The organism is Variovorax sp. J22P240 (assembly GCF_030316855.1).
GTDB lineage: Bacteria > Pseudomonadota > Gammaproteobacteria > Burkholderiales > Burkholderiaceae_C > Variovorax.
In genome coordinates this window covers 27,803-54,527 of sequence record NZ_JASZYR010000004.1, presented here as the reverse complement: position 1 = coordinate 54,527, position 26,725 = coordinate 27,803, and the positions used below count along the sequence as shown (strand labels likewise).

At 66.5% G+C, this 26,725-nt stretch carries 26 protein-coding genes; 14 read left to right on the top strand and 12 right to left on the bottom strand.

Translation table 11 applies throughout. From position 1 onward, the window contains the following. Nucleotides 1-6: 6 nt before the first annotated feature. Together can and QTI24_RS12820 are read right to left on the bottom strand one after the other, a co-directional pair. Complete coding sequence (gene can, locus QTI24_RS12825; RefSeq protein WP_286600874.1) at nucleotides 7-726, bottom strand: carbonate dehydratase; 720 nt, start codon at nucleotides 724-726, stop codon at nucleotides 7-9. A 37-nt stretch (nucleotides 727-763) separates the two neighbouring features. Beyond that, nucleotides 764-1,159 carry a MerR family transcriptional regulator gene (locus QTI24_RS12820; protein WP_286600873.1) on the bottom strand — a complete coding sequence of 132 codons (396 nt, stop codon included), beginning with the start codon at nucleotides 1,157-1,159 and terminating at the stop codon, nucleotides 764-766. An 87-nt stretch (nucleotides 1,160-1,246) separates the two neighbouring features. Between QTI24_RS12820 and QTI24_RS12815 the strand changes: the two genes are divergently transcribed. The 4 genes from QTI24_RS12815 to QTI24_RS12800 all read left to right on the top strand — a co-directional run bounded on the left by QTI24_RS12815 (nucleotide 1,247) and on the right by QTI24_RS12800 (nucleotide 5,402). Continuing rightward, on the top strand, nucleotides 1,247-2,308 hold the full coding sequence (locus QTI24_RS12815; RefSeq protein ID WP_286600872.1) for an MBL fold metallo-hydrolase: 1,062 nt from the start codon (nucleotides 1,247-1,249) through the stop codon (nucleotides 2,306-2,308). Then, nucleotides 2,305-3,627: a leucine-rich repeat-containing protein kinase family protein gene (locus tag QTI24_RS12810; protein WP_286600870.1), complete on the top strand. Its 1,323-nt coding sequence runs from the start codon at nucleotides 2,305-2,307 to the stop codon at nucleotides 3,625-3,627. Before QTI24_RS12815 ends, QTI24_RS12810 begins: the two co-directional genes overlap by 4 nt. 4 nt (nucleotides 3,628-3,631) lie before the next feature. Continuing rightward, the gene (locus QTI24_RS12805; protein ID WP_286600868.1) at nucleotides 3,632-4,531 is read left to right on the top strand and encodes a pseudouridine synthase; all 900 of its coding nucleotides are present in this window, start codon (nucleotides 3,632-3,634) and stop codon (nucleotides 4,529-4,531) included. Between the two features lie 100 nt (nucleotides 4,532-4,631). Next, nucleotides 4,632-5,402, top strand: a complete 771-nt coding sequence (locus tag QTI24_RS12800) for an SDR family oxidoreductase (protein WP_286600867.1) — start codon at nucleotides 4,632-4,634, stop codon at nucleotides 5,400-5,402. Nucleotides 5,403-5,418: 16 nt separating this feature from the next. Here QTI24_RS12800 and QTI24_RS12795 read toward each other — a convergent pair whose 3' ends face one another. Beyond that, nucleotides 5,419-6,120, bottom strand: coding sequence for a DUF899 family protein (locus QTI24_RS12795; RefSeq protein WP_286600865.1), 702 nt, complete (start codon nucleotides 6,118-6,120; stop codon nucleotides 5,419-5,421). A 62-nt stretch (nucleotides 6,121-6,182) separates the two neighbouring features. On the opposite strand from QTI24_RS12795, the gene QTI24_RS12790 reads away from it, so the two are divergent. The 6 genes from QTI24_RS12790 (at nucleotide 6,183) to QTI24_RS12765 (ending at nucleotide 13,097) form a co-directional block, all read left to right on the top strand. Then, nucleotides 6,183-7,244 carry an alpha/beta fold hydrolase gene (locus tag QTI24_RS12790; RefSeq protein WP_286600864.1) on the top strand — a complete coding sequence of 354 codons (1,062 nt, stop codon included), beginning with the start codon at nucleotides 6,183-6,185 and terminating at the stop codon, nucleotides 7,242-7,244. 97 nt (nucleotides 7,245-7,341) lie between these two features. Next, entirely contained in the window at nucleotides 7,342-7,740 is a 399-nt protein-coding gene (locus QTI24_RS12785; protein WP_286600863.1) for a nuclear transport factor 2 family protein, read from the top strand. An 11-nt stretch (nucleotides 7,741-7,751) separates the two neighbouring features. Beyond that, a complete protein-coding gene (locus QTI24_RS12780; RefSeq protein ID WP_286600862.1) occupies nucleotides 7,752-8,336 on the top strand; it encodes a putative pterin-binding protein in 585 nt (194 codons plus the stop codon). Nucleotides 8,337-8,354: 18 nt separating this feature from the next. After that, the gene (locus tag QTI24_RS12775) at nucleotides 8,355-10,073 is read left to right on the top strand and encodes an IlvD/Edd family dehydratase (RefSeq protein WP_286600861.1); all 1,719 of its coding nucleotides are present in this window, start codon (nucleotides 8,355-8,357) and stop codon (nucleotides 10,071-10,073) included. 2 nt (nucleotides 10,074-10,075) lie between these two features. After that, complete coding sequence (locus tag QTI24_RS12770) at nucleotides 10,076-10,549, top strand: SET domain-containing protein (protein ID WP_286600860.1); 474 nt, start codon at nucleotides 10,076-10,078, stop codon at nucleotides 10,547-10,549. 175 nt (nucleotides 10,550-10,724) lie between these two features. Continuing rightward, on the top strand, nucleotides 10,725-13,097 hold the full coding sequence (locus tag QTI24_RS12765; protein WP_286600859.1) for an arylsulfatase: 2,373 nt from the start codon (nucleotides 10,725-10,727) through the stop codon (nucleotides 13,095-13,097). A gap of 39 nt (nucleotides 13,098-13,136) precedes the next feature. Here QTI24_RS12765 and QTI24_RS12760 read toward each other — a convergent pair whose 3' ends face one another. The 7 genes from QTI24_RS12760 to QTI24_RS12730 form a co-directional block, all read right to left on the bottom strand. Further along, complete coding sequence (locus QTI24_RS12760) at nucleotides 13,137-13,595, bottom strand: DUF4262 domain-containing protein (protein WP_286600858.1); 459 nt, start codon at nucleotides 13,593-13,595, stop codon at nucleotides 13,137-13,139. Between the two features lie 24 nt (nucleotides 13,596-13,619). After that, nucleotides 13,620-14,699 (bottom strand): phosphatidate phosphatase App1 family protein, encoded by a 1,080-nt coding sequence (locus QTI24_RS12755; RefSeq protein ID WP_286600857.1) that lies wholly within the window; start codon nucleotides 14,697-14,699, stop codon nucleotides 13,620-13,622. A gap of 35 nt (nucleotides 14,700-14,734) precedes the next feature. Continuing rightward, complete coding sequence (locus QTI24_RS12750) at nucleotides 14,735-15,535, bottom strand: alpha/beta hydrolase (protein WP_503011251.1); 801 nt, start codon at nucleotides 15,533-15,535, stop codon at nucleotides 14,735-14,737. Nucleotides 15,536-15,608: 73 nt separating this feature from the next. Continuing rightward, on the bottom strand, nucleotides 15,609-18,011 hold the full coding sequence (locus QTI24_RS12745; RefSeq protein WP_286600854.1) for a spermine/spermidine synthase domain-containing protein: 2,403 nt from the start codon (nucleotides 18,009-18,011) through the stop codon (nucleotides 15,609-15,611). Nucleotides 18,012-18,024: 13 nt separating this feature from the next. Further along, complete coding sequence (locus tag QTI24_RS12740; RefSeq protein WP_286600852.1) at nucleotides 18,025-18,762, bottom strand: protein-L-isoaspartate(D-aspartate) O-methyltransferase; 738 nt, start codon at nucleotides 18,760-18,762, stop codon at nucleotides 18,025-18,027. 106 nt (nucleotides 18,763-18,868) lie between these two features. Next, nucleotides 18,869-19,555 carry a hypothetical protein gene (locus QTI24_RS12735; RefSeq protein WP_503011250.1) on the bottom strand — a complete coding sequence of 229 codons (687 nt, stop codon included), beginning with the start codon at nucleotides 19,553-19,555 and terminating at the stop codon, nucleotides 18,869-18,871. 118 nt (nucleotides 19,556-19,673) lie between these two features. Beyond that, on the bottom strand, nucleotides 19,674-21,209 hold the full coding sequence (locus tag QTI24_RS12730) for a hypothetical protein (protein WP_286600851.1): 1,536 nt from the start codon (nucleotides 21,207-21,209) through the stop codon (nucleotides 19,674-19,676). A gap of 300 nt (nucleotides 21,210-21,509) precedes the next feature. Here QTI24_RS12730 and QTI24_RS12725 point away from each other — a divergent pair, with 300 nt between their 5' ends. Genes QTI24_RS12725 through QTI24_RS12710 form a run of 4 tightly spaced genes read left to right on the top strand, consistent with a single transcriptional unit; the run spans nucleotide 21,510 to nucleotide 24,916 of the window. Next, nucleotides 21,510-22,541 carry an ABC transporter substrate-binding protein gene (locus QTI24_RS12725; protein WP_286600850.1) on the top strand — a complete coding sequence of 344 codons (1,032 nt, stop codon included), beginning with the start codon at nucleotides 21,510-21,512 and terminating at the stop codon, nucleotides 22,539-22,541. After that, a complete protein-coding gene (locus QTI24_RS12720; protein WP_286600848.1) occupies nucleotides 22,541-23,347 on the top strand; it encodes an ABC transporter ATP-binding protein in 807 nt (268 codons plus the stop codon). Before QTI24_RS12725 ends, QTI24_RS12720 begins: the two co-directional genes overlap by 1 nt. 14 nt (nucleotides 23,348-23,361) lie before the next feature. Further along, entirely contained in the window at nucleotides 23,362-24,225 is an 864-nt protein-coding gene (locus QTI24_RS12715) for an ABC transporter permease (protein ID WP_286600847.1), read from the top strand. Between the two features lie 22 nt (nucleotides 24,226-24,247). Next, nucleotides 24,248-24,916, top strand: coding sequence for a cysteine hydrolase family protein (locus QTI24_RS12710; protein WP_286600846.1), 669 nt, complete (start codon nucleotides 24,248-24,250; stop codon nucleotides 24,914-24,916). Here the strand turns inward: QTI24_RS12710 and QTI24_RS12705 are convergent. Together QTI24_RS12705 and QTI24_RS12700 are read right to left on the bottom strand one after the other, a co-directional pair. Further along, a complete protein-coding gene (locus tag QTI24_RS12705; RefSeq protein WP_286600845.1) occupies nucleotides 24,913-25,692 on the bottom strand; it encodes an SDR family oxidoreductase in 780 nt (259 codons plus the stop codon). The genes QTI24_RS12710 and QTI24_RS12705 overlap by 4 nt on opposite strands. 23 nt (nucleotides 25,693-25,715) lie before the next feature. After that, nucleotides 25,716-26,723 carry a 2Fe-2S iron-sulfur cluster-binding protein gene (locus QTI24_RS12700; RefSeq protein WP_286600844.1) on the bottom strand — a complete coding sequence of 336 codons (1,008 nt, stop codon included), beginning with the start codon at nucleotides 26,721-26,723 and terminating at the stop codon, nucleotides 25,716-25,718. Between the last annotated feature and the right edge of the window lie 2 nt (nucleotides 26,724-26,725).

The following is a 26,725-nucleotide window of genomic DNA, read 5'->3' as shown; positions in this document are numbered from 1 at the left end:
GGATGTTCAGTCGGTTTCCTTGACGGGCTCCGAACTGGACTGCGCCCCTTCCTCCTGCGGCTTGCTCCACTTGTAGCGGATGCGTTGCACGGCCGCGCGGTACACGGCGTCGAGGGGCTTCGAGCCATCGACGGTCATCCCCAGGTCCTGCAGCAGTCCGTCGTGCACGCCGAACGCCCAACCGTGGATCGTGACCTTCTGGTCGCGGCTCCATGCGTCGCACATGACCGTGCTCACGGCCACGTTGACGACCTGCTCCGCCACGTTCAGCTCGCACAGCGCATCGGCGCGGTCACGCTCGGGCAGGGTCTTGAGCATCACGCGGTGCCGGTCGCGCACGTCCTGGATGTGGCGGATCCAGTTGTCGGCGATGCCGATGCGCGCGCCTTCGAGCGCCGCCTGCACGCCCGAGCAGCCGTAGTGCCCGACCACCATGATGTGCTGCACCTTGAGGCGCTCGACCGCGAACTGGATCGCCGACAGCGCATTGAGGTCGGAATGCACCACGATGTTCGCCACGTTGCGGTGCACGAACACCTCGCCGGGCTCCAGGCCGGTGATCTGGTTGGCGGGGACGCGGCTGTCGGAGCAGCCGATCCACATGTAGCGCGGCGTCTGCTGCTTCACCAGACTGGTGAAGAAGCCGGGGCGGTCGCGCTCCATCCGGGCGGACCACGCCCGGTTGTGGGCAAACAGGTCGTCGAGGGTTTCGGGAGTGTTTTCCATTGTCGATGTGGGTAAGTTGATTGGGCAGGTCAGACGCTCAACGTGCCTTGGGCTTGGTGGCACGCGCGAGCGCGGCGCGTGCCTGCTTTTCCTGTTCGCGGATTTCCGCGATGTTGGCCTGGAGTTCAGCCAACTGGGCTTCGAGTTGCTCGCGGTGGGTGCCGAGCACGCCGAGGAAACGCTGCAACTGCACGGCGGTGTCCCTCGGGCTGTCGTACATGTCGAGTATCTCCTTCACCTCCATGAGCTTCAGCCCGAGACGCTTGGCACGCAACGTGAGGGTCAGGCGCGTACGATCGCGCGAGGTGTAGATGCGCTGCAGGCCCGCGCGCCGGGGCGTGAGCAGGCCCACGTCCTCATAGAAGCGGATCGCGCGGGTGGTGAGATCGAACTCCTTGGCGAGTTCGCCGATGGTGAAGGTCTGCGACGGCATGAGATTGCGGATGCGGCAGCGCGTTGGGGGCGCACTGCCTACAATGATGGCTCCTTGCCATGACGTTTACGTTAACGTCAATCGTACATGAACCTCCTCGAACGCGAACTCCACTACCCCCTCGGCGACACTTTGCCGGCTCCCGGCGAGGCGCTCGAAGTGGCGCCCGGCGTGCGCTGGATCCGCATGGCGCTCCCCTTTGCGCTCGACCACATCAATCTCTGGCTGCTGCGCGACACCCTCGACGGCGTCGAGGGCTGGACGGTGGTCGACTGCTGCATCTCGCACGACGCCTCGCGCGCGCAGTGGGAACAGATCTTCGAGACCCAGCTCCAGGGCCTGCCGATCCTGCGCGTGATCGTGACGCACATGCACCCCGACCATATCGGCCTGGCCGACTGGCTGTGCCGGCGCTGGAACGCACCGCTGTGGATAAGCGCCACCGACTACCACGTGGCCCGGGTTCTCACCTCCGCCGGCGACACGCTGGCCGGCGGCGGCGCGGCGGCGGACTTCTTCGCATCGCACGGCCTCACCGACCCTGACTCGATCGCGAAGATCCGCGCACGCACCAACTACTACGTCAACATGGTGCCCTCCGTGCCGGCCAACTTCGTGCGCATGCTCGACGGCGACCGCATCTCCATCGGCGGCCGCGATTGGCGCTGCATCAGCGGCTACGGCCACGCGCCCGAACACATCGCGCTCTACTGCGAAGATCTCAACGCCTTGCTCGGCGGCGACATGATGCTGCCGCGCATCTCGACCAACGTGAGCGTGCATGCGGGCGAGCCTGAAGCCAATTCGCTGCGGCTCTTCCTCGACAGCATCGAGCGCTTCAAGTCGCTGCCAGCCGACACGCTGGGCCTGCCTTCGCACGGCAAGCCTTTCACCGGCATTCACCGCCGCGTGGAGCAACTGCAAGAACATCACCGCGACCGCCTGGCCGAGCTGCTGGAGGCGTGCATCGCCAAGCCGCACAGCGCGGCGGAAGGCCTTCCCATCCTGTTCAAGCGCCAGCTCGATTTGCACCAGATGACCTTCGCCATGGGCGAGACCGTGGCCCACCTGCACCTGCTGTGGTTCTCGGGCCAGTTGCAGCGCCGCCTGGGCACGGACGGCATCTACCGCTTCGGCGCCTTCGCATGAACGTATTGAGTCGGCTGCGCGCGGGCCAGTTGGCCGGGTCGCAACGGCTCGATCTGTCCTGCGGCCTCACGGAGTTTCCGCGCGAGATCTTCGATCTGGCGGACACGCTGGAGGTGCTCAATCTCTCGGGCAATGCGCTGAGCGCCCTGCCCGACGACCTGCACCGGCTGCATCGGCTGCGCGTGCTGTTCTGTTCGGACAACCAGTTCACCGAGCTACCCGAGGCGGTCGGTCGATGCCGGCAGCTCGACATGGTCGGCTTCAAGGCCAACCGCGTTCGCAGCGTTCCGGCTGCTTCGCTGCCGCCGTCCTTGCGCTGGCTGATCCTCACGGACAACCAGATCGAAGCCTTGCCCTCCACGATCGGCCAATGTGCCCGGATGCAAAAGCTGATGCTGGCCGGCAACCGCCTGCGTGCGCTGCCGGAAGAGTTGGCCGCCTGTCGTGCGCTGGAGTTGCTTCGCATCTCGGCCAACGGACTCGACACGCTGCCCGAGTGGCTCCTGTCGATGCCGCGGCTTGCCTGGCTGGCTTTCGCGGGCAATCCCTTCGACGAGACACCGGAAGAGGCAGCCCTCGTTGCACGCCCCACGGTTGCCATCGACTGGAGCCACCTCTCGCTAAAGCACAAGTTGGGCGAAGGCGCCTCCGGCGTGATCTACGAGGCGGATTGGCGGCTTGCCGATGGCGGCATCCGCCCTGTCGCGGTCAAGCTGTTCAAGGGCGCGGTCACCAGCGACGGCTGGCCGCACAGCGAGATGGCGGCCTGCCTTGCGGCCGGCTCGCATTCCAACCTGATCGCCGTGCTCGGCCGGGTCGAGAACCATCCCGAAGGCACGCCGGGCCTGGTGCTGGACCTGGTGGACGCCAGCTTTCGCAATTTCGCGGGGCCGCCGAGCCTGCAGACCTGCACGCGCGATGTCTATGACTCCGGGGCGCGCTGGTCACTGGAGACCGCCTTGCGCATGGCACACGGCATCGCCTCTGCCACGGCCCAGTTGCATTCGCTGGGAATCGTGCATGGAGATCTCTATGCGCACAACATTCTGTGGAATGGGCAAGGCGACTGCCTGCTGGGCGATTTCGGCGCCGCATCGTTCCTGCCGACCGACGACAGCGCCCGTTCGCAGGCGCTGCAGCGCATCGAGGCGCGCGCCTTCGGGTGCCTGCTCGAAGAGTTGCTGATCCATTGCGATCCGGTCGAGGAAGCCGACGAAGCCACACGGAAGATGCTGGCGAAGCTTCAGTTGCGCTGTGTGGACCTGGACACTTCGGCGCGCCCCGCCTTCTCGGAAATCACTTCCCTGTTGAGCGCCTGAAGCCATGCGCACCCTGCCGCTGCCCTTGCGTGATGGCGTCGGGCCGAGTTGCGTCGCCCTGCCGACCGGCGACTGGCCGACGATCATCGAGTTCCTGGTGCAGCGCTTCGCGGCCATCCCGCGATCGACATGGGAAGCCCGCATCGAGGCCGGCGATGTGGTCGACGAGCATGGGGTGCCCGTCACGCTAATCCGACCCTTCGAGCCGAGGCTGCGCGTCTACTACTACCGCGCGCTCGAATCGGAGCCCCGCATTCCGTTCGAGGAAGTCATCCTGCACCGGGACGAGCACCTGCTGGCGGTGGACAAGCCCCATTTCCTGCCCGTCACGCCCGTGGGCAAGTACGTGCAGGAGAGCCTGCTCGTTCGCCTCAGGCGCAGGCCGGGTCTCCAGGATCTCGCGCCCGTGCACCGGATCGACCGAGAGACCGCCGGCATCGTGCTGTTCTCGGTGCAGCCTGCCACGCGAGGCGCCTACAGCGCGCTCTTCGCGGATCGCGAGATCAGCAAGCACTACGAAGCGATCGTGCGATGGCCCGGCAACCAGCCGCTGCCGGCTGTTCATCGCAGCCGGCTCGACGCCGACGATCACTTCATGCGCATGAGGGAAGTCCCCGGCGAACCGAATTCGGAGACGCGCTTCAGGCTGCTCGCGCAGCGCGACGGATGGGCCCGCCTGGACCTGTCGCCCGTCACCGGCCGCAGGCACCAGTTGCGCGTGCACTGCGCGGCGCTGGGCATGCCGATCCTGAACGACGCCATCTATCCCGAACTCCGCCCCGAAGGCAGCGATGACTTCGACCACCCGCTGCAACTGCTGGCCCGGGAGATCGCCTTCCGCGATCCGGTCGACGGCAGCGAACGGCGCTTCACGAGCCCCAGGTCGCTGACGCTGCCGGCCTGAGCCAGCCGGCCGCCCTTGCGGCCCCGCTGGCACCCATGTGACGCCGCTCGACGGCGAGGCGCACTAAGCTCGCGCCGATCACACTCAGGAGACACAGCAAATGGACACCACTCAACTCTTCTCGCTCAAGGGACGCAGCGCGCTCATCACCGGCGGCTCGCGCGGCATCGGCCGCATGATCGCCGAGGGCTTCCTCGCGCAGGGCGCCCGCGTCTACATCTCGGCGCGCAAGGCCGCCGCCTGCGACCAGACCGCCAAGGAACTCTCGGCGTTCGGCCATTGCGTTTCGTTGCCGGCCGATGTGTCGACGGTCGAGGGCGCGCAAGCCCTCGTCGCCGCCTATGCCAAGCACGAAGGCTCGCTCGACATCCTGGTCAACAACGCCGGCGCCGCCTGGGGCGCACCGTACGAGGAGTTCCCCGAAAGCGGCTGGGACAAGGTGGTCGACCTCAACCTGAAGACGCCTTTCTTCCTGACCCAGGCGCTGACGCCGATGCTCAAGAAGGCTGCGACCGACCATCTCGCGAAGGTCATCAACATCGCGTCGATCGATGGCATTTCGGTCAATCCGCAGGAAACCTATTCGTACGCGGCTAGCAAGGCCGGCCTGATCCAGCTCACGCGCCGCATGGCGCTGCGGCTCGCACAGGACCGCATCGCGGTCAGCGCGATCGCGCCGGGCGCCTTCGCGTCCGACATGAACCGGGTGGCGCGCGACCACGGGGATGAGATCAAGGGCGGCATTCCGGCCGGCCGCATCGGCGAGCCGGAGGACATGGCGGGCGCCGCGATCTATCTTGCGTCGCGCGCCGGCGACTACGTGATGGGCTCGACGTTGATCGTTGACGGCGGTGTGACGCACGCGCGCTGAAGCGTGTCGCGCCGGCTCAGTACAGGAGCTTCGGATACCAGTCAGTGCCGCGCCCGCCCGGCGTCAAGTCCAGGATGGACCAGAGTGAAGCGATGTCGGGTGCACCGCGCGGGTCCTGGCCGGGGTCGGCCATCTCGCCCGTCATCTCGCCCGCCCAGAACAGCAGGACCTTGTCACCGTCGCGCTTGAACACGATCAGAGCCGGGTACTCGCTGCCGTCGGGCCGCAGCACGCCGATGTCCTTGGCATAGTCGTCGCCGATGGTCTGCACGAAGTTCAGGTCGCGCCAGCCGCGCTCCTGCGCAAAGGCGTATTGACGCTCCACGGGTGAGCGCCCCAGCACCTTGAGCGCCACGCGCTGCTTGATGTCGGCGGCATTGCCGTTCAACGCACCGAGCAGGTTGGTGCACATCGGACACGGCCGTTCGCGCTGCGGCCCGTACATCCAGAAGTAGGTGACCAACGTGTCCTTGTCGCCGAACAAATCGAGCAGCCCCGCCTCGAAGGCCTGTTCGTCCTTGAAGCGGTAGTTCTTCTCGATCACGGGACCGGGTGGAAGGGCCTGGCGCTGCTCGACGAGCCGTGTCATGTGGCGACGAAACTCGATCTCTTCGGCCAGCAGGGCCTGTCGGGCGGCGGCGTATTCATCCGATGCGCCGGGGAATGGCCTCTTCGCCTTCTTCGCCAGCTCGGCCGCGGGGGTCAGCGTTTGTTGCATGCCTTTGCTCCTTGTTTGCGCCTAGAGTATGGAAAACAACGACGGTTTCCAAGGAGACATTGATGAGAATTCTGCGTCAGACGTTCACTACATGGCTGCTTCTGTGCTGCGCCGCGCTCACCGCATGGGCCGCCGATTCGCCGCCGGCCAAGGAAGGCGACTGGATCGCCAGGGATTTCCGATTCCACACGGGCGATGTCCTGCCTGAAGTGCGGCTGCACTACACCACGCTGGGTTCGCCGTCGAACCCTGCGGTGCTGGTCCTCCACGGCACCGGGGGTTCGGGGACCGGCATGTTGTCGCCTGCCTTCGGAGACGAATTGTTCGGCCCGGGGCAGCCGCTGGACGCCGGCAAGTACTTCATCATCCTTCCCGACGCGCTGGGCCACGGCAAGTCGTCCAAGCCATCGGACGGCATGCGAACCAAGTTCCCGCTCTACAACTACGACGACATGGTGCAGGGTCAATTCCGGCTGCTCACCGAAGGGCTGGGCGTGAAGCACCTGCGACTCGTCATCGGCAACTCGATGGGCGGCATGCAGACCTGGATCTGGGGCGTGCAGCACCCCGAGTTCATGGACGCCCTTGTGCCGATGGCTTCGCAGCCCACCGAGATGTCGAGCCGCAACTGGATGATGCGGCGGATGGTCACTGATGCGATCCGCACCGACCCGGCCTGGAACAACGGCAACTACACCACGCAGCCCCAGGCGGTTCGCGCTGCCAATGCCTACTTCGGCATCGTCTCCAACGGAGGCTCGCAGGCGTACCAGAAGATGGCGCCCACGCGGGCGGCAGCGGACAAGCTGCTGGATGCGCGACTGGCGGCGCCCTTCACGGCTGACGCCAACGACTTCCTCTACCAGTGGGATTCATCGCGCGACTACAACCCCGCGCCGCAACTGGAGCGCATCCGTGCGCCCCTGCTCGCCATCAACTCGGCGGACGACGAACGCAATCCGCCCGAGCTCGGCATCATGGAGCGCGAACTCAAGCGGCTGAAGAATGCGAAGTTCTATCTGATCCCGGCCAGTGAAGACACGCGTGGCCACGGCACCACCGGCAACGCGAAATTCTGGAAGGCACAGATGAAGCAATGGCTGGATGCGGCGCCCAGCCAATAGGAATACAAAACACTTACATTTGCACGCGCGTGGAGGGACCTCGGGACGGGCCTTCCGCGCGCAAACTCATGGCCCCTTCACTCCAAGGAGAAGCGCCATGGGAACCCCCACCGAGATCGCCAAGCAAGGCTATGCAGCGTTCGGCAAGCGCGACATTCCGGCACTGCTGGAGCTCCTCGCGGATGACGTGGAATGGAAATTCCTCGCCAACCCCGACACGGGCACGCCCTACGGCGGCACCTGCAGAGGCAAGCAGCAGGTGGCCGAGTTCTTCGGCAAGCTGGCCCAGGCCGACGAGATCCTGGAGTTCGAACCGCGCGAATTCCTCGAAGGTCCCAATCATGTGACGGTGCTCGGCCGCCTCAAGGGCCGGGCGCTGCCGGACGGCAAGGTGCACGAATCCGAATGGATCCAGGTCTTCACCTGGAAAGAAGGCACCAAGATCAGCCGCTGGGTGGGGACGGGCGACACCGCCTCCAGACTCCACGCGAAGTAGACAATGACTGGATGAACAAACGTCACTTCCTGGGCACGGCGACACTCGCCGGACTGTGGCCCGCAGTCGATGCACTGGCCGCCGACCCAGCCCGCAAGGGCCCGGGCCTTCTCACCCTCAGCGGAGCGATCGGCAAGTCGAACCGGGGTCCGGTGGATCCGGCGCTCGACCAGTTGCTGGTCAAGCACGGCGTCAAGTTCGACAAGGCCTATGTGTTCGACTCCGAAGCATTGCTCCGCCTGCCGTCGGTTCGCATCAAGGCCACGCTCGAGTACGACGCCAAGATGCACTCGCTCGCGGGCCCGCTGCTGACCAGCGTGCTGGAGGCCGCAGGCGTGCCGACGAGCAGCGAAGTGACGATCGCTCTTCGCGCCGTGGACGGCTACGTCGTGCCCTTGAGCATGGCGAACGCACGCGCCTACCGGATGATCGTGGCAACCGAGATCGACGGCACGCCGCTCGCGCTCGGAGGGCTGGGCCCGCAGTGGGCGATCTACGAGGCCGATACGCTCGCCGCGTTCAAGGACAAGCCGCTCAAGGAGCGGTTCGCGTTGTGCCCGTGGGGGCTGTACAGCATCGAAGTCACGCGCGGCTGATCGTTTCTCGCTGAAACCATGGACAAGCCAACCGGCCTCAAGAAAGGCCTCACAAGTTACGGCGACCAGGGCTTCTCCCTGTTCCTGCGCAAGGCCTTCATCAAGGGCGCGGGCTACACCGACTCGGCGCTCGACCGCCCCGTGGTCGGTATCGCCAATACCAGCAGCGCCTACAACCCGTGCCACGGCAACGCTCCCCAGCTCATCGAGGCAGTCAAGCGGGGCGTCATGCTGGCCGGCGGCTTACCGATGGAGTTTCCGACCATCTCCATCCACGAGAGCTTCGCCGCGCCGACCAGCATGTACCTGCGCAACCTCATGTCGATGGACACCGAGGAAATGGTGCGCGCTCAGCCGATGGACGCCGTGGTGCTCATCGGCGGCTGCGACAAGACCGTGCCCGCCCAGCTCATGGGCGCGGCCTCCGCGGGCATCCCCTCCATCCAGCTCATCACCGGATCGATGCTGACCGGCAGCCACCGTAGCGAGCGCGTCGGCGCCTGCACCGACTGCCGCCGCTACTGGGGCAAGTTCCGCGCGAGCGAGATCGACGAGGACGAAGTCGCCGACGTGAACAACCAGCTCGTTGCCAGCGTCGGCACCTGCTCGGTGATGGGCACGGCCAGCACCATGGCCTGCATCGCCGAGGCGCTGGGCATGACGATGCCGGGCGGCGCATCGCCACCGGCGGTCACGGCCGATCGCATCCGCATCGCCGAACAGACCGGCACCCAGGCCGTGCAGATGGCGCGCGATGGCTTGAGCATCGACAAGATCCTGACCCCCGCAGCCTTCGAGAACGCCATGCGCGTGCTGCTGGCGATCGGCGGGTCGACCAATGGCATCGTGCACCTGACCGCCATTGCGGGGCGCATGGGCCTGGAGATCGACCTGGCCGCACTCGACCGCATGGGCCGCGAGACACCGGTGCTGCTGGACCTGAAGCCGTCCGGGCAGCACTACATGGAAGACTTTCATCATGCGGGCGGCATGGCGACCCTGCTGCGCGAACTCAAGCCGCTGCTGCGGCTCGACGCGATGACGGTAACCGGCCGCACGCTGGGCGAGGAAATCGAACGCTCCGGGACGGGCTTCCAACAGGATGTCGTGAGGCCCATCACCGACCCCATCTATCCACAAGGCGGCATCGCCGTGCTGCGCGGCAACCTGGCCCCGGGCGGCGCCATCATCAAGCAGTCGGCCGCCGACCCGCAACTGATGGAGCACGAAGGCCGAGCCGTCGTGTTCGAGAACATCGAGGACCTGCTGACGCGCATCGACAGCGATGACCTGGACGTCACGGCGCTGGACGTGCTGGTGCTGAAGAACATCGGCCCCAAGGGCGCGCCCGGCATGCCCGAGGCGGGCTACATCCCCATCCCGCGCAAGCTCGCGCGTGCGGGCGTGAAGGACATCGTGCGCATTTCGGACGGGCGGATGAGTGGCACCGCTTTCGGGACCATCGTGCTGCACGTCACGCCCGAGTCGGCCATTGGCGGTCCGCTGGCGCATGTGCGCCACGGCGATCGGATTCGCTTGAGCGTGCGGGACCGCGAGATCGCGCTGCTGGTGTCCGATGAGGAGTTGGCGCGACGAGCGGAAGAAGCGCCCGTAGTCGTGCCGACGGCCGAGCGGGGATATCGAAAGCTGTTTCTCGAGACCGTGACGCAGGCGGACAAAGGCGTGGACTTCGACTTCTTGCAGGCGCCGAAGATGGTCGGGAAGGTGCCGGAATAGCTGTGGCAAAGCATCGCAAGTACACATCCTCCACCCCGTGCATCAGGGTGGCGCCCAGTGGTGTCCACGGGCTCGGCGCCTTCGCGACGCGGGACCTGCCCGCTTTCGCATTGCTGGGCCTTTACAACGGCCGACGCTACTCGCAACAGGAAATCGCGGCCAAGGCCTGGGATGACCAGCTGACTTACCTGTTTGCGTTGTCCAACCAAGAAACCATCGACGGCGCCAAGGGCGGCAATGGCACCCGCCATTTGAATCACGCCTGTGACCCGAACTGCGAAGCGGTGGAGGAATACGACGACGCGGGCCGGCTGGTGCTGAAGTTTCAAACGATCGTGCCCGTGGAGGCGGGGGACGAGTTGTTCATCGACTATTGCCTGACAGCGGATGACGGCTCGGCCGCCTCGAACTATCCCTGCCATTGCCGTTGCGCGAACTGCCGCGGGACGATGCTTGCGCCCGTCGAGGCCGACTGAACTCCGCGAGTGGTGCGCCGCCGCGCCGCTGACATCTGCGAGCCGGAGGCGGCTGCACCAATGTGCAATTGCGCGCAACCCCGACCGGCGCCACCCTTGCACCCTGCTCGCAACGGCAAAGGTGGACGCTCCTGTCCGCTGACCCCGTTTGCGCAGCCACTCCAGGAGTCCAATGATGGCAAAGAAGCCCAGCAGTCCCGTGTCGCGCAAGCAAGCCTCTGCAGAGGCGGTCCCCGCGGACAGCACCCCTGAAGTACTCCCCCGCCCCGACTTCCACTTCCCCGGCGACGTCGGGCGCACCTTCCTCGACTCCGATCCGGCACAGTTTCCCCAACCCGTGAAGGCACCGCCGGGCGCGCCCAACATCGTGCTGGTCCTGATCGACGATTGCGGATTCGGCCAGTACGGCACCTTCGGCGGCGGCATTCCCTCGCCCACCATGGACAGACTCGCAGCCGAGGGCTTGCGCTACAACCGGTTCCACACCACCGCGCTGTGCAGCCCCACCCGGGCCGCGCTGATCACCGGCCGCAACCACCATTCCGCGGCTTTCGCGGGCATCACCGAAGCGGCCACCGGGTACGACGGCTACACGTGCGTCCTGCCCCGGAGCTGCGGCACGATCGGCGAGGTGCTGCGGCAGAACGGCTATATGACGGCCTGGATCGGCAAGAACCACAACACGCCGCCCTGGGAGACCAGCGCGACGGGACCCTTCGACCGCTGGGCGAACGGACTGGGCTTCGACTACTTCTACGGCTTCAATGCCGGCGACATGAACCACTGGAACCCCATCCTGTTCCAGAACCGCGACCTGGTACCGGCATCGACGGACCCGGACTACCACCTCACGACCGATCTGGCCGACAAGTCGATCGCCTGGATTCGGAAAGCGAAGAGCATTTCACCCGACCGGCCGTACTTCCTGTACCTCGCGACCGGTGCCACGCATGCACCCCACCACACGCCGAAGGATTGGATCTCGAAGTTCAAGGGCAAGTTCGACGGCGGCTGGGACAAGTACCGCGAGGAGACCCACGCGAGACAGCTCAGGCTCGGCGTCATCCCCAAGGGCACGAAGCTGACCACCAGATCCAAGGGCCTGCCGGCGTGGAGCTCGCTCAATGCCGACCAGAAGCGCATCTACGCGCGGATGATGGAAGTCTTCGCCGGCTTCGCAGCGCACTGCGACCACGAGATGGGTCGTGTCATCGAGGCCTGCAAGCAATTGCCGGACGCCGACAACACGATCTTCATCTACATCGCCGGCGACAACGGCGCAAGCGCAGAGGGCGGCCTCGAGGGCTCGCTGTGCGAAAACCTGTTCTTCAACGGCTTTCCAGAGAAGTGGCAGGACAACCTCAAGGCGATCGACGAGCTCGGCGGGCCCAGGCACTTCAACCACTTCCCGTCGGCATGGGCTCACGCGATGAACACCCCCTTCCAGTGGACCAAGCAGGTCGCCAGCCATTTCGGCGGCACCCGCAACCCCATGATCATCTCGTGGCCCGCGCGCATCAAGGACAAGGGCGGCCTGCGCGACCAGTTCATCCACACCATCGATCTCGTGCCTACCCTCTACGAAGTGTGCGGCGTCACCGCGCCGAGCGAGCTCAACGGCATCAAGCAGAAGCCGATCGAGGGCCTGAGCTTCGCCCACACCTTCGCGAATGCAGGCGCGAAGAGCCAGCGAAAGACGCAGTACTTCGAGCTCGCGTGCAATCGAGGCCTCTATCACGATGGCTGGATGGCATCGTCCCCATCCTTCGTGCCGTGGGACCCCAACCGCCAGGACTGGGACCCCGACAAGGCGCCCTGGGAGCTCTACAACATCGACGAGGATTTTTCGCAGTCCAACGACCTGTCGAAGAAGCATCCGGACCGGCTGCGCCAGCTGCAGGATCTGTGGTGGATCGAAGCGGCGAGGTACAGCGTGCTGCCGCTCGATTGGCGCGCCACCATCCGCCTGAACGCCGAGCTGATGGGAAGACCGAGCCTCATCGCCGGGCGCACGAGCATCACCTACTACCCGGGCACCATCGGTCTGCCCGATGCAGCGTCGCCGCCGATGTGCAACAAGTCATGGAGCATCACGGCCGAACTCAACATTCCCGAAGGCAAGGCCGAGGGAATGATCGTCACGCACGGAGGCCTGGAAGGCGGCTATGGACTCTACTTGCGCGACGGCAAGCCGACCTTCGTCTACAACTACCTCAGCATCGACCGGCCGACCTTCACGGCGAAGAACACGCTGCCCAAGGGCCGGAACAAGCTGGTGGTCGCCTTCAAGTACGACGGCGGCGGCATGGGCAAGGGCGGCACCGTCACCATGAGCGCGAACGGCAGGAAAATCGCCGAGGGCCGGCTGGAGCGCACCATCCCGATCCAGTTCTCGTTGGGCGAGGGGCTGGACGTGGGCATGGACATCGGCTCGCCGATCGACTTCACCTACAAGATGCCTTTCGCGTTCACGGGCACCATCGAGAAGGTGACGGTCGAACTCGGGCAGTTGGCTGTCACGGCGGGCAAGCCGGCTCGCGCGCGATAGGTCATTTCGTCGCGACCCCGCATTGTTTTGCACCCGAGTTCAGGTCCCCATCCCCTCGATATCGAAGAGAAAGGACTGGGACCGAAGCCTTCTCCTGTCGAATCCGGCCTCCCAGGGAAAGCGATCCTTGCCATCGGGCCACACGATCTGCACATAGTCATAGTGGCCGCGCGCGAGTTGGGCAGGGACCAGCAGCTCGACGCGCGCAGCATCCGCAACGCGGGGCATCAAGGGAATCTGCGCGGCGCCGAGGATCATGACGCCTTCGTGAACCGGCTCGCCTGCCTTCACGCGTTGCGCAATGACTTCGAGGACGCTCCTGGCGTGCGCCGGTGCAATCCCGAACATGATGAGGTCCGGATGCGCAAAGCTCTTCTGCAATCCGACCGTGTAGACGTAGGTCACGGCTGCGTTCCTCGTGCCGACGCCCGCCATGGCCCAGCCTTCTTGCGCGATGCGGCGCCTGAGCGTTGCGACAGCTTCGGGTTGGATGAACATCTCTCCCACCATGTCGCTGCGGCCTTAGCGCACGGGCCAGGCATCCTTCTCGTGGATGACGTGCCAGAGGCCTTCGTCAACACCTTCGAACGCCTTGGCATAGCGTGCTGCTTCGCGAGACTCCTGGGTCACGTTGCGGATGACGATGCCGTGGATCTGCCCGGCGTGCGCTCGTGCGACCTCGCCGTAGATCTCGGGATCCGATTCGCCGGAGTCGCCCACCAGCAGGAAGCGGCGTTGCGGAAAGTCGGCCAACAGGCGTTCGATGACCGCGAGTTTGTGGATGCGCGATTCGCCTTCCGACGGAATGAGGGTGCGCCAGGTCGTGCTCTCGCGCAGATGCACGCTACCAGGGGGAAACCCGCCACCCACCAGGAAATCCGCCAGAGGTGGATAGAGCTGGATCGGGCTCGCCGAGAGGTAGTGAAAGCGTGTGTCGGGGCTGGCTGCGAGCGCTCGGTAGTGCGATGCCATGCCCTCGACCGGCGTGAATCGGCGGACGAAGGTGTTGAGCAGCATCTCGCGCTGGTCGCGCACGTTGGTGTGCTTGATGGTGTCGTCGATGTCCGAGATCACGGACAGCCCCTGCGCCGGCACGAGCCGCGCCTCCCCCTTGAAGCGGCGCGGGTCGGTGAGCGCCGTGTAGGCGTGAAAGCGCACGACTTCCTCGGGTCCGCGCGCCACACTGGCATCGACGGTCAGCCTGGCGTCGCTGCGCCCGTTCCTCGCGGTCGGCGGCAGTGCGACGCGCCCCTTGACGCCCTCGATCACGAGCTCGATCACGTTGTCTTCTTCCGACTCGGTTCGAAACAACGCAGCGCGCCGGCTGAAGCGCGCACGCTCGAGCGGCGACAGCTTCTCGAGGTCGAGATCCAGATAGCGCGCCAGCACGCGATGCGCCACGAGCAGCGGTTCTTTCTCGTGAAGCCAGGCGTGAACGTCGAACTCGATCGCGCCAGCGTCGGTGGCGCGTGCGATGCCGGGTATGAACATGACCTCTTCGTCCGCATCGAGCGGTGCGGCCTGAAGCGTCGAAGCCAGCGTGCACAAGCACAGGACGCGGAGCATGTGGCTCCACAGGTCATCGATGATCGGTCGCTTCATGACGACAACTCCGGGCAACGGCGGCGCGCCCTGCGCTACCGAGGCGGATCTCCAAGCAGGAATCCCACGGCGCTGCGCCACCACGCGTCGTTGACGTAGCGGATCCAGTCGTTGTGGTCGGCGGCGCGCACGACTTCGAGCCGCTTGGGACCGGGCAGCGCCTCATACAGCGCCGTTCCGAAGCGCGCAGGAACGATGCGGTCGCGCTCGGCAACCGCCACCAGCACGGGGCGCCCGATCGACGCGAGATGCGCTGCGCTGTCGTAGCGATCCCTCAGCAACCAACTCACCGGCAGCCACGGATAGTGGTAGGCCGCGACGTGTTCGAGCGTGTCCCAAGGCGTGATGAGCATCAGGGCCGCGACATGCTCGGGTTGCCTCGCGCCCGCCGCGGCGGCCACTCCGGCGCCCAGCGATTCGCCGATGAGCAGCAAGGGCGGCCCGTGCAGGCGATGGGCCAGCGCGATGGTCTGCCCGGCGTCCTCGACCAGGCTGCGCTCGCCCAGCGCGCCCTCACGCGGACCGTACGCCGGGTATTCGGCCAGGATCACGCGCAAGCCGAGGCGGGTGAGCACAGCGGCGTAGTAGTCGCGATGTCCCGCATGGCCTGCATTGCCGTGGAACACGAGAGCCGTGCCGCGCGCCGGCCCGGCCGGCTCCGCCACCAGGCCACGAAAGTCGCCCTCTGCCGGCCAGGCGACGAGCCCGGCGGACACCATGTCGGCGGCTTGCGCCCGGGCGGGGTGGTAAAGAAGACTGTCCTGGAACATGGCGGGCGCAGCCAGCGCGATGGCGCAGGCGGTGACGAGCCAAAGCATGATGGCAGCAGGTTTCATCCCCGGCCGGTATGGGAGTTCAATGGCAGGCCATCCTTTGGCGAAGTCGATGCGCTGTCAACCCCGAAACGCGTCAGGGACGCGCCACGGCGGCCACTCCGTACAGAACCAGCGCGGCCACGACCACGGCCGTGAAGCCGATGTGAATCGCGAGCAAGGTGGCCAGCACCGCCGCAGTGACCGAGGCGCAGCCGTTGATGCCCCAGGCCCAGGGAATGAGGCGGGCATCGGCAGCCTCCACCCTGGTCAGGCCCAGCGGAAAGGGCATGCCCATGAAGAACGCCAGCGGTGCGATGAGCGCTGCCGCAATCAGAATCCGCGCCGCATCGGGCAGGCCCATCGCGTGCTGGAAGAGCCAGGGCAGCAGGAGCAGGCAAAGCGCCGCCGACACGGCAATGGCGCCCACCACCGCAGCCACCGGGTACCCCTTCAGCCGGCCCGACACGCGGCTGCCGATGCCAGCGAACAGCAGGAACGCGAACAGCACGACGGCAATCGCATACAGCGGATGACTCAGGAACAGGACGAACTTCTGGATGAACGCGATCTCGACGAACATGAAGCCGAAGCCGATCGCCAGGAAATAGGTCAGCACACGCCCGCGCGATGCGGCGCCCGATGCGCTCGCGCCCTGCCGCGCACCGGATCGCGCGACCCATGCGAGCGGCAGCCCGATCATCAGAAGGCTTGCGAGCGCCGCCTGCACCAGCGTGGCCACCAGCACCGGATAGCCCCATTCGAGCAGCGGCAGACCGCCCTGCTCTTTCAGCGACAGTAGTTCCGCCAGCGAGCGCCACTTGAAGAAGTGAAAGAAGTGCGGCTTGTCGTCGGTGGCCGGTTCGATGTGGAACTTGTAGCGCTCCATGAATTCGCCGCGCCCCGGACCGAGCAGTGCCTGCGCGCCGTCGAACAGGTCGGGGCCCTCGACCACGTTGAAGCGATTCGCCTCATCCCGCCGCATGCCGGGGTAGAAGGCCACGTCGAAGGAGCGGGCGATGCAGAAGCTCTTGATCGCAGCGATGTCCTCGCTGGTGAACGCGCCGTTCTTGACCAGCAGCGTGCTGGTCTTCCAGCTGCGGATCAACGCCAGCCGCGATGCGGGGTCGCCGACGCCCGATCGTTCCAGCGCAACCACCGCGGCGGCAAAGAGCTTGAGCGCATCGCGCGGCGGCAGCGTGACCCAGCGCGTGACCGCCAGCAGGCCGCCGGGCTGCAGGTGGCGCAGGTCGTCCTGCATGGCTTCGACCGTGTAGAGATAGTTCTCCGCGAGCGCGTAGAGGCCGGCCGAGGACGCACTGAAGGAATCCAGCAGCGCCACCTGGACAAGGTCGTAGCGGTCCCGGCTCGCCGCGATGAAGCCCCGCGCCTCTGCCACGTGCACGTGCGCCATCGACCCATAGACACCGCCCGCCGCGGCCGCGAACTGGCCTCGCACCAGTTCGACGACCTGGGGATTCAGCTCCACCGCATCGATGCGGCGCGCGCCGTGATAGTGCGCCTGCAGCACGTCCGCCCCTGCGCCGGAGCCCAGCACCAGGACGTGCGGCCGATTCAGCAGGTGATAGGGCAGCGCAGAACTGATCTGGTCCAGATGGGCCAGGCTGGCGCGCCGCCCGTCGAAGCGGGTCAGCGCGTTGAGTCCTTCGCCGTCGGTGAAGACGCCCCACTGCGGCGGCGGCTCGGTCGACGCGGTGAGGCTCAGGCCGGGCGCATGGCGCAGCGGGATGCGCGGGCTCTCGACCACGCTGACGAGGCCCAGCGGGCTCGAACGCTGTGCCACCACCCGCGTGCCGGGAATGCGCAAGGTCTGCGACAACTCCTTGTAGGGCGACATCACCGGCGTCATCCAGGCCGAGGGCAGCAGCAAGGGCACGCCGGCCAGGGCCGCGAGCGCGAACGCCGGCCAGCGCCGATGCCCACCACATTCGAGCCACCCGATCGCCGCCGCGACGCACCCCAGCGCACCGATCAGTTGCAATGCATCGGAAGGCGACAGCACGAACAGCAGCGCCACGATGCCCAGGCTTCCCGCGCCGGCGCCGAGGATGTCGACGCTGTAGATGCGCGACACCTGTCCGCGAAATCGCGACAGGGCCATGCAGACGCAAGCCCCGGCGCACAGGAAGGGAACCAGGAGCAGCAGGTAGACGGCGAACAGGTAGGCCGGCTGGCGCGGGTCCCAGAGGATTTCCAGCGGATTGAACGGCACGCGCTGCGCCAGCAGGAAGCAGCCGATCGCGCTGAGCCCGAACACCGCGGCGGACGCACAGAACAGCGGCGCGAAATGCTGCTGAACCGCGCGCTGCGCCAGCGTCAGCAGCGCACCGCTGGCGCCCCAGCCGAGCAGTGCGAGGCTGATGATCATGTAAGCGAAGTGGTGCCACAGGATCACCGAGAACAGCCGCATCAGCAAAATCTCGTAGGCCAGCGCCGCGGCCGAGACCAGGGCCACGGCGATCAGCGGCGCGGCGGCCATCGACGCTCCGGGCTCAGCGCCGTCCGGTCAGCGGAACGAAGGCCACCGGCAGGATCTGCCGCGTCGACACCGTTCCGTCCGCGTTCTTCTCGATGAGCATCAACTGCTGGACCATGAACGCCGCACCCACCGGAATCACCATCCGGCCACCGGGCTTGAGCTGGCGGATGAGCGGCGGCGGGACGTGGCTGGCCGCCGCGGTCACGAGAATCGCGTCGTAGGGCGCATGCTCCTCCCAGCCGTGATAGCCGTCGCCCGTGCGCACCTGGACATTGCCGTAGCCCAGCTTCTGGAGGCGTTGCGTGGCCTGCAGCCCCAGCGGCTCGATGATCTCGATGGTGTAGACCGCGCGGGCCAGCCGTGCCATCACCGCCGCCTGGTAGCCCGAGCCGGTACCCACCTCGAGCACCTTGTGGCCCGGCTCCGCCTTCGCCAGATCGGTCATGAGCGCGACGATGTAGGGCTGCGAGATGGTCTGCCCATGGCCGATCGGTACGGGCCGGTTGGCGTAAGCGACATCGACCTGATCCGACGGCACGAACTCATGCCGCGGCACGGTGCTCATGACGGTCATCACCCGCGCGTCGAAGGCGGGCCTGCCGGTCTCGACGCTGGTCTGGCGCGCCAGCAGCTCGATCTGCTCCATCATCCGCCGGCGCTCGGAAGCGAAGTCCGAGGCGGCCGCGGAGTGGGTTCCCGCCGTGGCCAGGAGGAGCAACGCCGCCAGTGCACGAACCATGGATGTGGCCATCGTCCGGCGATCATGGACGAGGCCGAAACCGCGGTCCAGTGCGCGGTGCAAGGCCATGGTCGGGAAGAGGACGAACCGGCCCTGAAAGGGCCGGTTCCGCATGCCGTCAGTTCGCGGCGAAGCAATAGAGCAGGCCGTCGCCGCCCGTTCCACGCAGTGCCTGCTGGCTGCATCCGCCACGGGATTGGTGCGACGAGTTCCACGATGTGGCCCACGGGTCCGCCGTCGGCCCCGAGCGATCGTGATGGCCGACGATCGCCACGCCCTCGGTGCCGCTTCGCGTCCAGTTGCCGCAGGTCATGTCGGTGTCGTTCGGCGAGAAGGCCGTTCCGTCGGCGCGCGAGCCGGTCAGGATGTCATGGCGGTTGGGCGTGTCGCCGCGGCCCTCGACGGGCAGGCCTTTCTCGTTCAGGGCCGTCTGCTTCGTGACGTTGTTCGCGCCGTGCAGCTGGTCGACGTCACGCGCGATCACCTCGCCCTTGGCATTGCTCCAGGGCCCCTTGCCGATTCGGTCCCGCGCGTTCGCCGTGGGGACGCCGTCCTTGCCCTGGGTGCTCAGGTAGGCCCGCCATGTCTTCCCGCCTGCGCCTGCGGCAGTGGCCAGGTTCTGGCAGTGCTTGTCGGCGCCCGCAAGGCCGCCCAGGTCGGCGCCCTTGCCGGCGCCGACGCTGGTCACGAAGAAACTCATCGGCCCACCGCCGGCGCCGCCGGATTGCTGCATCGCACAGGCCGTGATCACGATCGGAAGCCCGATCAGGGCTGCCCGCAGGGGCCAGGAAAAGCGTCTGGACATGGTTCCTCCGTTGGAAGTTGAAGGTTGCGTCGCAGCCCGGCCGCCTGGCCAGGCTGCGCGGATTATGGGAGCCGCGCGCGCGATCGGCCACCACGGTTCCACCAGTGCGCCTCTACATTCACGGCCACAGCATGATCGCGCAGAGTGTCGCGACGATGAGACCGGTCACGACCGGGAACAGCAAGGCCCGCACGGCGGACAGCACCGGTACCCGAGCAAAGCCGGCGACCGCGATCAGCGACGACCAGGCGACCAGGGTGCCGCCGCCAGTCCACACAGCGCCCATCTGACCGACTGCGGCGAGCGTTGCCGGATCCATACCGGCAGCCGGCGCGAGCGCACCCGACAAGGTGCCGGTGAGCGGCAAGCCGGCAAAGCCGGAGCCGTCGATGCCGGTGATCATCCCCACGATCAAGACGCCGAAGGCAACGAAGGCGTGGCTCTGGGGGATCAGATGCTGTGCGCTCTGGATCAACTCGAACAGCAAGTGAGGCGGTTTCGCGTCGCCAACGATGCCCAGGATCGGGCCAGCCGTTTCGCCGGCACCGATGAAGAAGAAGCCGGCGATCGGCAGCACGGATCCCATGGCCTTGAAGGCAAACACGAAGCCGTCGGTGATGTGGTCGGCGCTGACATCGAGCATCCTGCGGGGGCCCTCGGCGGCCAGCGTGGCCAGGATCATCAGCGCTGCCGCCATTCCGCCGACCAGCGTGGCCGCAGCGCCGCCCTTGAGTTCGGGCAGCAGCGGCATGACCTTCGGCAGCACCATCGTGGCGATGACGGCGAGGAAGGCCAGCGGAGTGAGGATGGCGAAGACCTTGGACCAGACGATGCGGCGTGCCGCTACGGAGGACAGTGTGTCCTCGATCTGTGCCTCGCTCAGGAAAGGTGCGTCGCGGCTGGTGCCTCGCGCGATCTCCGCCTTGTCGAAGGTCCCCGCGGATTCGAGTTCGGCGGTCTGGCCGTTGCTCGACTGTGCCTGCCACTTCACAAGAAGCGCGTTGCTTGCCGGCACGATCCGGCGTCGCAGGGAGATGTAGGCGATGAACAGCGCGATGACGCCGGTGATGAGGGACAGCGTCAGCGCGCGATCGGCCACGATCGCGGCGGAGGCGCCCGCCGCTCGGGCACTGATGCCTGGCGCGACGCCAATCACGTAGTCCGACGACAGCGCCATGCCCTGCCCGGCGATGGCGATGGCCACCGCGCCGGCCAGCGGCGGCAGGCCGGCGGCGATCGCGGCAGGCAGCAGCACCGCCGATACCAACGGAACGGCAGGCGTCGGCCAGAAGAAAAGCGAGATCATGTAAGTGATGCCTGCGAGCACGAAGTACGCGATGTGTCCGTTCTTCATGATGGCCCGGAACGGCTCCACCATGCGGATGTCCGACTGCAGCGCCTTCAGGGCGTTGAGCAGCGACGTCATCAGGGCGATGACCAGAAAGATGTTGAACAGCTCCTTTGCGGCCACGAAGCTTGCATTGAAGATGCTGCCCAGCGCCGCGATGGGGCTGTGCGTCCAGGCGAGCGTCACGCAGAAGGTGGCAACGATCGAAGGCACGACGACATTGGCGCGGAAGATCATCGTCAGAACGATGGCGCCGACACCCAGCAGATAGGCCCAGTGGGCGGCGGTGATGGTGATGGAATCCATCGTTGGAACCTCGTGGAGTGGGGGTTTGGGGGGAGAAACAAAACTCTCTTTACGGTATACAGTATTCCGTGATGGCAAGAACTGAGCCATGGGGTAAACGCTTGAACTCAGCATCTCCGCGCGCCGGAATGGTGCGGCGATGCTTCCAAAGCGCGCATCTCATTGGAGAAATTGCACGAAATCTGCTTTATCTCCGCTGCCCGGTGCAGGCTGTCGAGGGGTCGCGATGCTGCATTGCAGGATTGCTTTCTGGCCCACGTTTTGCATACTGTATTAATTCATTCACACCGGAGGTTTCTCATGTCTCTGTTCTCGCGCCGTATACCGGCACTCGCCCGACTGGTGCCGGCGCTCGCCATGGCGGCCGGTCTGGTGTCCCTTGCCGGCCACGCCACCGCGCAGACCGCCAAGCCCCTGACCAAGGTGCGCTATGAGGAAGTCATCCGCTCGGTACTTTACGTGCCGATGTACGTCGCCCTGAACCAGGGCTACTTCAAGGATGCCGGCCTCGACGTGGGCATGAAGACCTCCCAGGGCACCGACAAGGGCATGGCTGCGCTGTTGTCCGGCAGTGCGGACATCGTGCTGATCGGCCCCGAGGCCTCCATCTATGTCGCCAACAGCGAATCGCCTTCGAAGCCGAAGATCTTCGCCGGACTCACCGCGACCGACGGCTTCCTGTTGATGGCGCGCAAGCCGGTCAGCGGCACCTTCGACTGGAACCAACTCAAGGGCAAGTCGGTGATGGCCTTCCGTCCGGGGTCGAACCCTGACGTGTTCCTGGAAGCAGCGCTTCGCAAGCACGGACTCGATCCGAAGAAGGACCTGAAGCTGGTCAACAACATCGGCCCGGCCGCGCGCACCGGCGCCTGGATGGCCGGGCAGAACGACTACGCGATCTTCCTGGAGCCGGAGGCGGGCAACCTGGAGAAGGACGGCAACGGCTACGTCATGGCGTCCATCGGCAGCGAGGTCGGCCCCGTCGACTACACGGTGTTCACCACCACCGACACCTTCATGCAGAAGAACCCCGAGGTGCTGCAAGCCTGGACGAACGCCGTGGCGCGGGCCCAGAAGTACGTCCAGGCCGCACCGGCCACGGACCTCGCGAAGCAGATCGCGGAGTTCTTCCCCGGCATGTCGCAGCCCGAACTGGTCAAGGCCATCGAACGCTATCGCGGCTACAAGCTCTGGAAGACTTCGCCTCTCGTCGAGAAGGCGGCCATCGAGCAACTGCAGGACATGCTGACGACGAGCGGCGTGCTCGAAAGCGGCAAGCGCGTGAAGTACGAGCAGGTCGTCGTGACCGACTTCGCCGCCAAGGCCAAGTGATGGTGGCAGCCGGCATCTCCGCGGCCGGACGGCCGCGCATCGACGTGCGCAACGTCTCGCTGCGGTACTTCACGTTGCAGGGCGAGACCCAGGCGCTGGACAACATCTCCCTGGCCGTCGCGCCCGGGGAGTTCGTCAGCATCATCGGCCAGTCCGGCTGCGGCAAGAGCACGCTGCTGTCGATCATTGCCGGGATTCTCGAACCCTCGTCCGGCAGCGTGACGGTGGATGGCAAGCCGGTCAACGGCCCCTCGCCCAGCATCGGCTACATGCTGCAGCAGGACTACCTCTACGAGTGGCGCAGCATCCTGGACAACGCGCTGCTCGGCGCGCAGATCCAGAAGCGCAACATGCGCGAGGCGCGCGAGCGCGCGATCCACCTGCTGCACAAGTGCGGCATGGGGGACTTCCTGCACCACTACCCGCGCCAGCTCTCGGGCGGCATGCGCCAGCGCGTGGCGCTGGCGCGCACGCTGGTGACCAACCCCGACGTGGTCCTCCTCGACGAACCCTTCTCGGCGCTCGATTCGCAGACGCGGCTGGCGATCGCCGACGAAGTGGTCGAGGTGCTGCGCAGCGAGGGCAAGTCGGTGGTGCTGGTGACGCATGACATCGGCGAGGCGATCGCGATGACCGACCGCGTGGTGGTGCTGTCGCGCCGCCCGGGCCGCATCAAGTCCGAGCATTTGATGAGCTTTCCCAGCCACGGCAAGCGGCCGACGCCCTTCGAGGCTCGCGCCCTGCCCGAATTCAACACCTACTTCGGCACGCTCTGGGACGAGCTCGACGTGCATGTCGAAGGATGAACGTGAGCGCAGACATGAATGCAACCCCCTCGATGACGATGCCTCCACCGGCCCTGCCATCACAACCCGCGGTCGCGGCCGACAAGGCCCCCAGCGCGGCCTACGCGACATGGCTGGCGCGCCAGCGGCGCGAGAAGACGCTGGTGCTCGCAAGCCGGCTGCTGCTGCTCGTGGTTTTCTTCGGCCTCTGGGAACTGCTGGCCAAGACCCGCGTGGTCAACCCGATGCTCACCAGCTACCCAAGCGCGCTGTGGCCGACTTTCGTGGACCTGCTGCAGAACGGCAACCTGCTGACGCACACCTGGGCCACCTTCAAGGCGACCCTGGTCGGCTTCGTGCTCAGCATGGTGTTCGGCATCGCGATCGCGGCGGGCCTGTGGTGGTCGCGCTTCGCCAACAAGGTGCTCGATCCTTTCCTGGTCGTCGCCAACGCGATGCCGAAGATCGCCTTCGTGCCGATCTTCTACATCTGGCTCGGCTCGGAGTACTCGGTGTACGGCATGGCCGTCGCGATTGCGATCTTCGTGACGATCATGGTCGCCTACGACGGCTTCCAGTCGACCGACCCGAACAAGATCAAGCTGGCGACGACGCTGGGCGCGAACCGCGCCCAGGTGCTGCGCATGGTCGTGCTGCCGGGCAGCGTGCCGACGCTGATCGCGGCGCTCAAGATGAACATCGGGCTGTCGCTGGTCGGCGTAATCGTCGGCGAGTTCCAGTCCGCCAGCGAGGGGCTGGGCTTCCTGATCGTCAACGGCAGCCAGATCTTCAAGCTCAACATCGTGATGACCGCGATCGTGGTGCTGGCGCTGATGTCGGCGCTGATGTACCTCGTCATCGCCCGCGTCGAAAGCGCACTCGCACGCCGCTACGGCTGAACCCGAAAGACCTGGACACACGATGGAATTCCCCGCCTGGATCGTCGACCGCGTGATCGCGCGGCAAGGCACGCTGCACCCCTACTCCCGCTTCGACGCGCGCCGCACCGCCTTCGTGGTGGTCGACCTGCAGAACTACTACACGCAGCCCGGCTACCTGGGCGAGTGCGCGCCGGCGCGCGCCACGTTCGGCAAGGTCAATGCACTCGCCTCGGTGCTGCGCGAGGCCGGCGGCACCGTGGTGTGGGTGCAGACCTGCTCCGACGGCGCCGACAGCTTCTGGTCGCACCACCACGCCTACATGCTGACGCCGGAGCGCAGCGCTCGCCGCCTGCTGGAACTCGGCCGCTCGCACCCCGGCTTCCAGCTGGCGCCGGACCTCGACGCGCGGCCGGAAGACCCGCGCGTCGTCAAGCGCTGCTACAGCGCGCTGGTACCGGGCTCGTCAACGCTCGACGAAGTGCTGAAGGAGCGCGGCATCGAGACCGTGCTGATCGGCGGCACCGTCACCAACGTCTGTTGCGAGTCGACCGCACGCGACGCCATGATGATGAACTACGCCACCGTGATGGTCGAGGACGCGCTCTCGGCCGTCACGACGGAAGAGCACGTGCACTCGCTGAACAACTGGATGCTGTTCTTCGGCGACGTGCTGACCGTGGACGAAGTGGGCAAGCGCCTGCGGGCCTAGAAAGTGCCCGGGTAGGCCCCGCCGTCGATCAGCAGGCTCTGGCCCGTGATGTAGCCGGCTTGCGCGGAGCACACGTACGCGCAGAGCGCGCCGACCTCCTCGGCCCGGCCGAAGCGGCCTGCGGGGTTGTTGCGGCCGCGCTCTTCCCACAGGACATCGAAGGACGGGCCTCCGGCCTTCACGAGCCCCTCGACGTGATGGCGCTGCGCATCGGTCGCAAAGACGCCGGGCAGGATGTTGTTGATCGTCACGTTGTGCCGCACGGTCTGCCGCGCCAGGCCGGCGACGAAGCCGACCAGCCCCGAGCGCGCGCCGTTCGACAGGCCCAGTTCGGCCTGGGGCGTCTTCACGCTGCGCGAGACGATGTTGACGATGCGTCCGAAGCCACGCTCGATCATCGGGTCGACGGTGCGCCGGATCATCTCGATCGGGCCCAGCATCATGGCGTCCAGCGCGGCATGCCAATCGGCAGTCGTCCAGTCGCGGAAGTCGCCCGGCGGCCGGCCGTCGGCGTTGTTGACCAGGATGTCGGGTGAAGGGCAGGCCGCCAGCGCCGCGTCGCGTCCCGCCTCGGTGGTGATGTCGGCCACCACGAAGCGCAACGCGGCGCCGGTCTCGGCGGACAACTCGGCGGCCGACTGGCGCAACGTGGCCTCGGTGCGCGCGGCAATCACCACCTGCACGCCTTCCAGCGCGAGTTGCCGTGCGCAGGCGCGCCCCATGCCCCGGCTGCCGCCGAAGACCAGCGCCGTGCGCTGCGAGATGCCAAGGTCCATCGGGATTCCTCGCGTGCCCCGGCTCAGGCCGTGGCGGTGGATTGAAAGGTGAAGCTGTCGCAGTACAGATGGTCCACGCTGGCGTTGCGCGTGAGGAAGACCCGCTTCGCGTCGCCGATCATCGCCGGCGCGCCGCAAAGGTAGATGGCGTGTTCCGACAGGTCCTCGAAGTCCTCCGCCACCGCCTGCTGCACGTGCCCGCGCCGGCCGGTCCAGCCGGCATCCGCACGCGACAACACGGGCACGTAGCGGAAGTCACACAGGCGATCGGCCCAGCCCTGGATCTCGTCGTGCAGGTACAGGTCCGCCTCGGTGCGCATGCCCCAGTAGAGGCTCACCGGCGGGCAGTCCTCGTCGTCCATGAGCGACTCCAGGATGCTCTTGATGGGCGCCAGCCCCGTGCCGGTCGCCACCATCAGCAGAGGTCGATAGTCTTCCGCATGGAAGCAGAAGCTGCCGTGCGGCAGCTCGACCGGCAGGCGATCGCCGGGCTTCAGTCGCGCGGCATGGCCGCTGGTGAAGCGCCCTTCTGGAATGCGCCGGATGTGAAAGTCGAGCGCTTGCGGATGCGGCCGCGACGCCATCGAGAAGCTGCGATGACCGCCGTCGGGCAGCAGGATGTTGATGTACTGGCCGGGGCGATACAGCAGTTCGGCCTCGGGTGGCACTTCGAGCGACAGGTGCAGCACGTCATCGCCCAGCGGCCGGAGTGCGGTCACCGTGGCCAGGTGACGCGCCGGCTCGGAACATGGCGGCAGGCGACGCGCGCTGCTGATCACCAGGTCGCTCGCGGGCCTGGCCTGGCAGGCTAGCGCATAACCCTCGGCTGCCTCCTCGGGCGTCAGGCCAGGCGGGAAGTCGTCGTAGCGCACCGAGCCTTCGACCAGCTTGATGCGGCAGGTCGCGCAGCTGCCGAAGCAGCATTCGTGGGGCAGCCGCAGTTCATGGCGAAGCGCGGCGTCGAGCACCGATTCGCCGGGCGCAGCCTCGAAGCACTGCGCGGTGTCGAGCAACTGGATGCGAAAAGCCATCG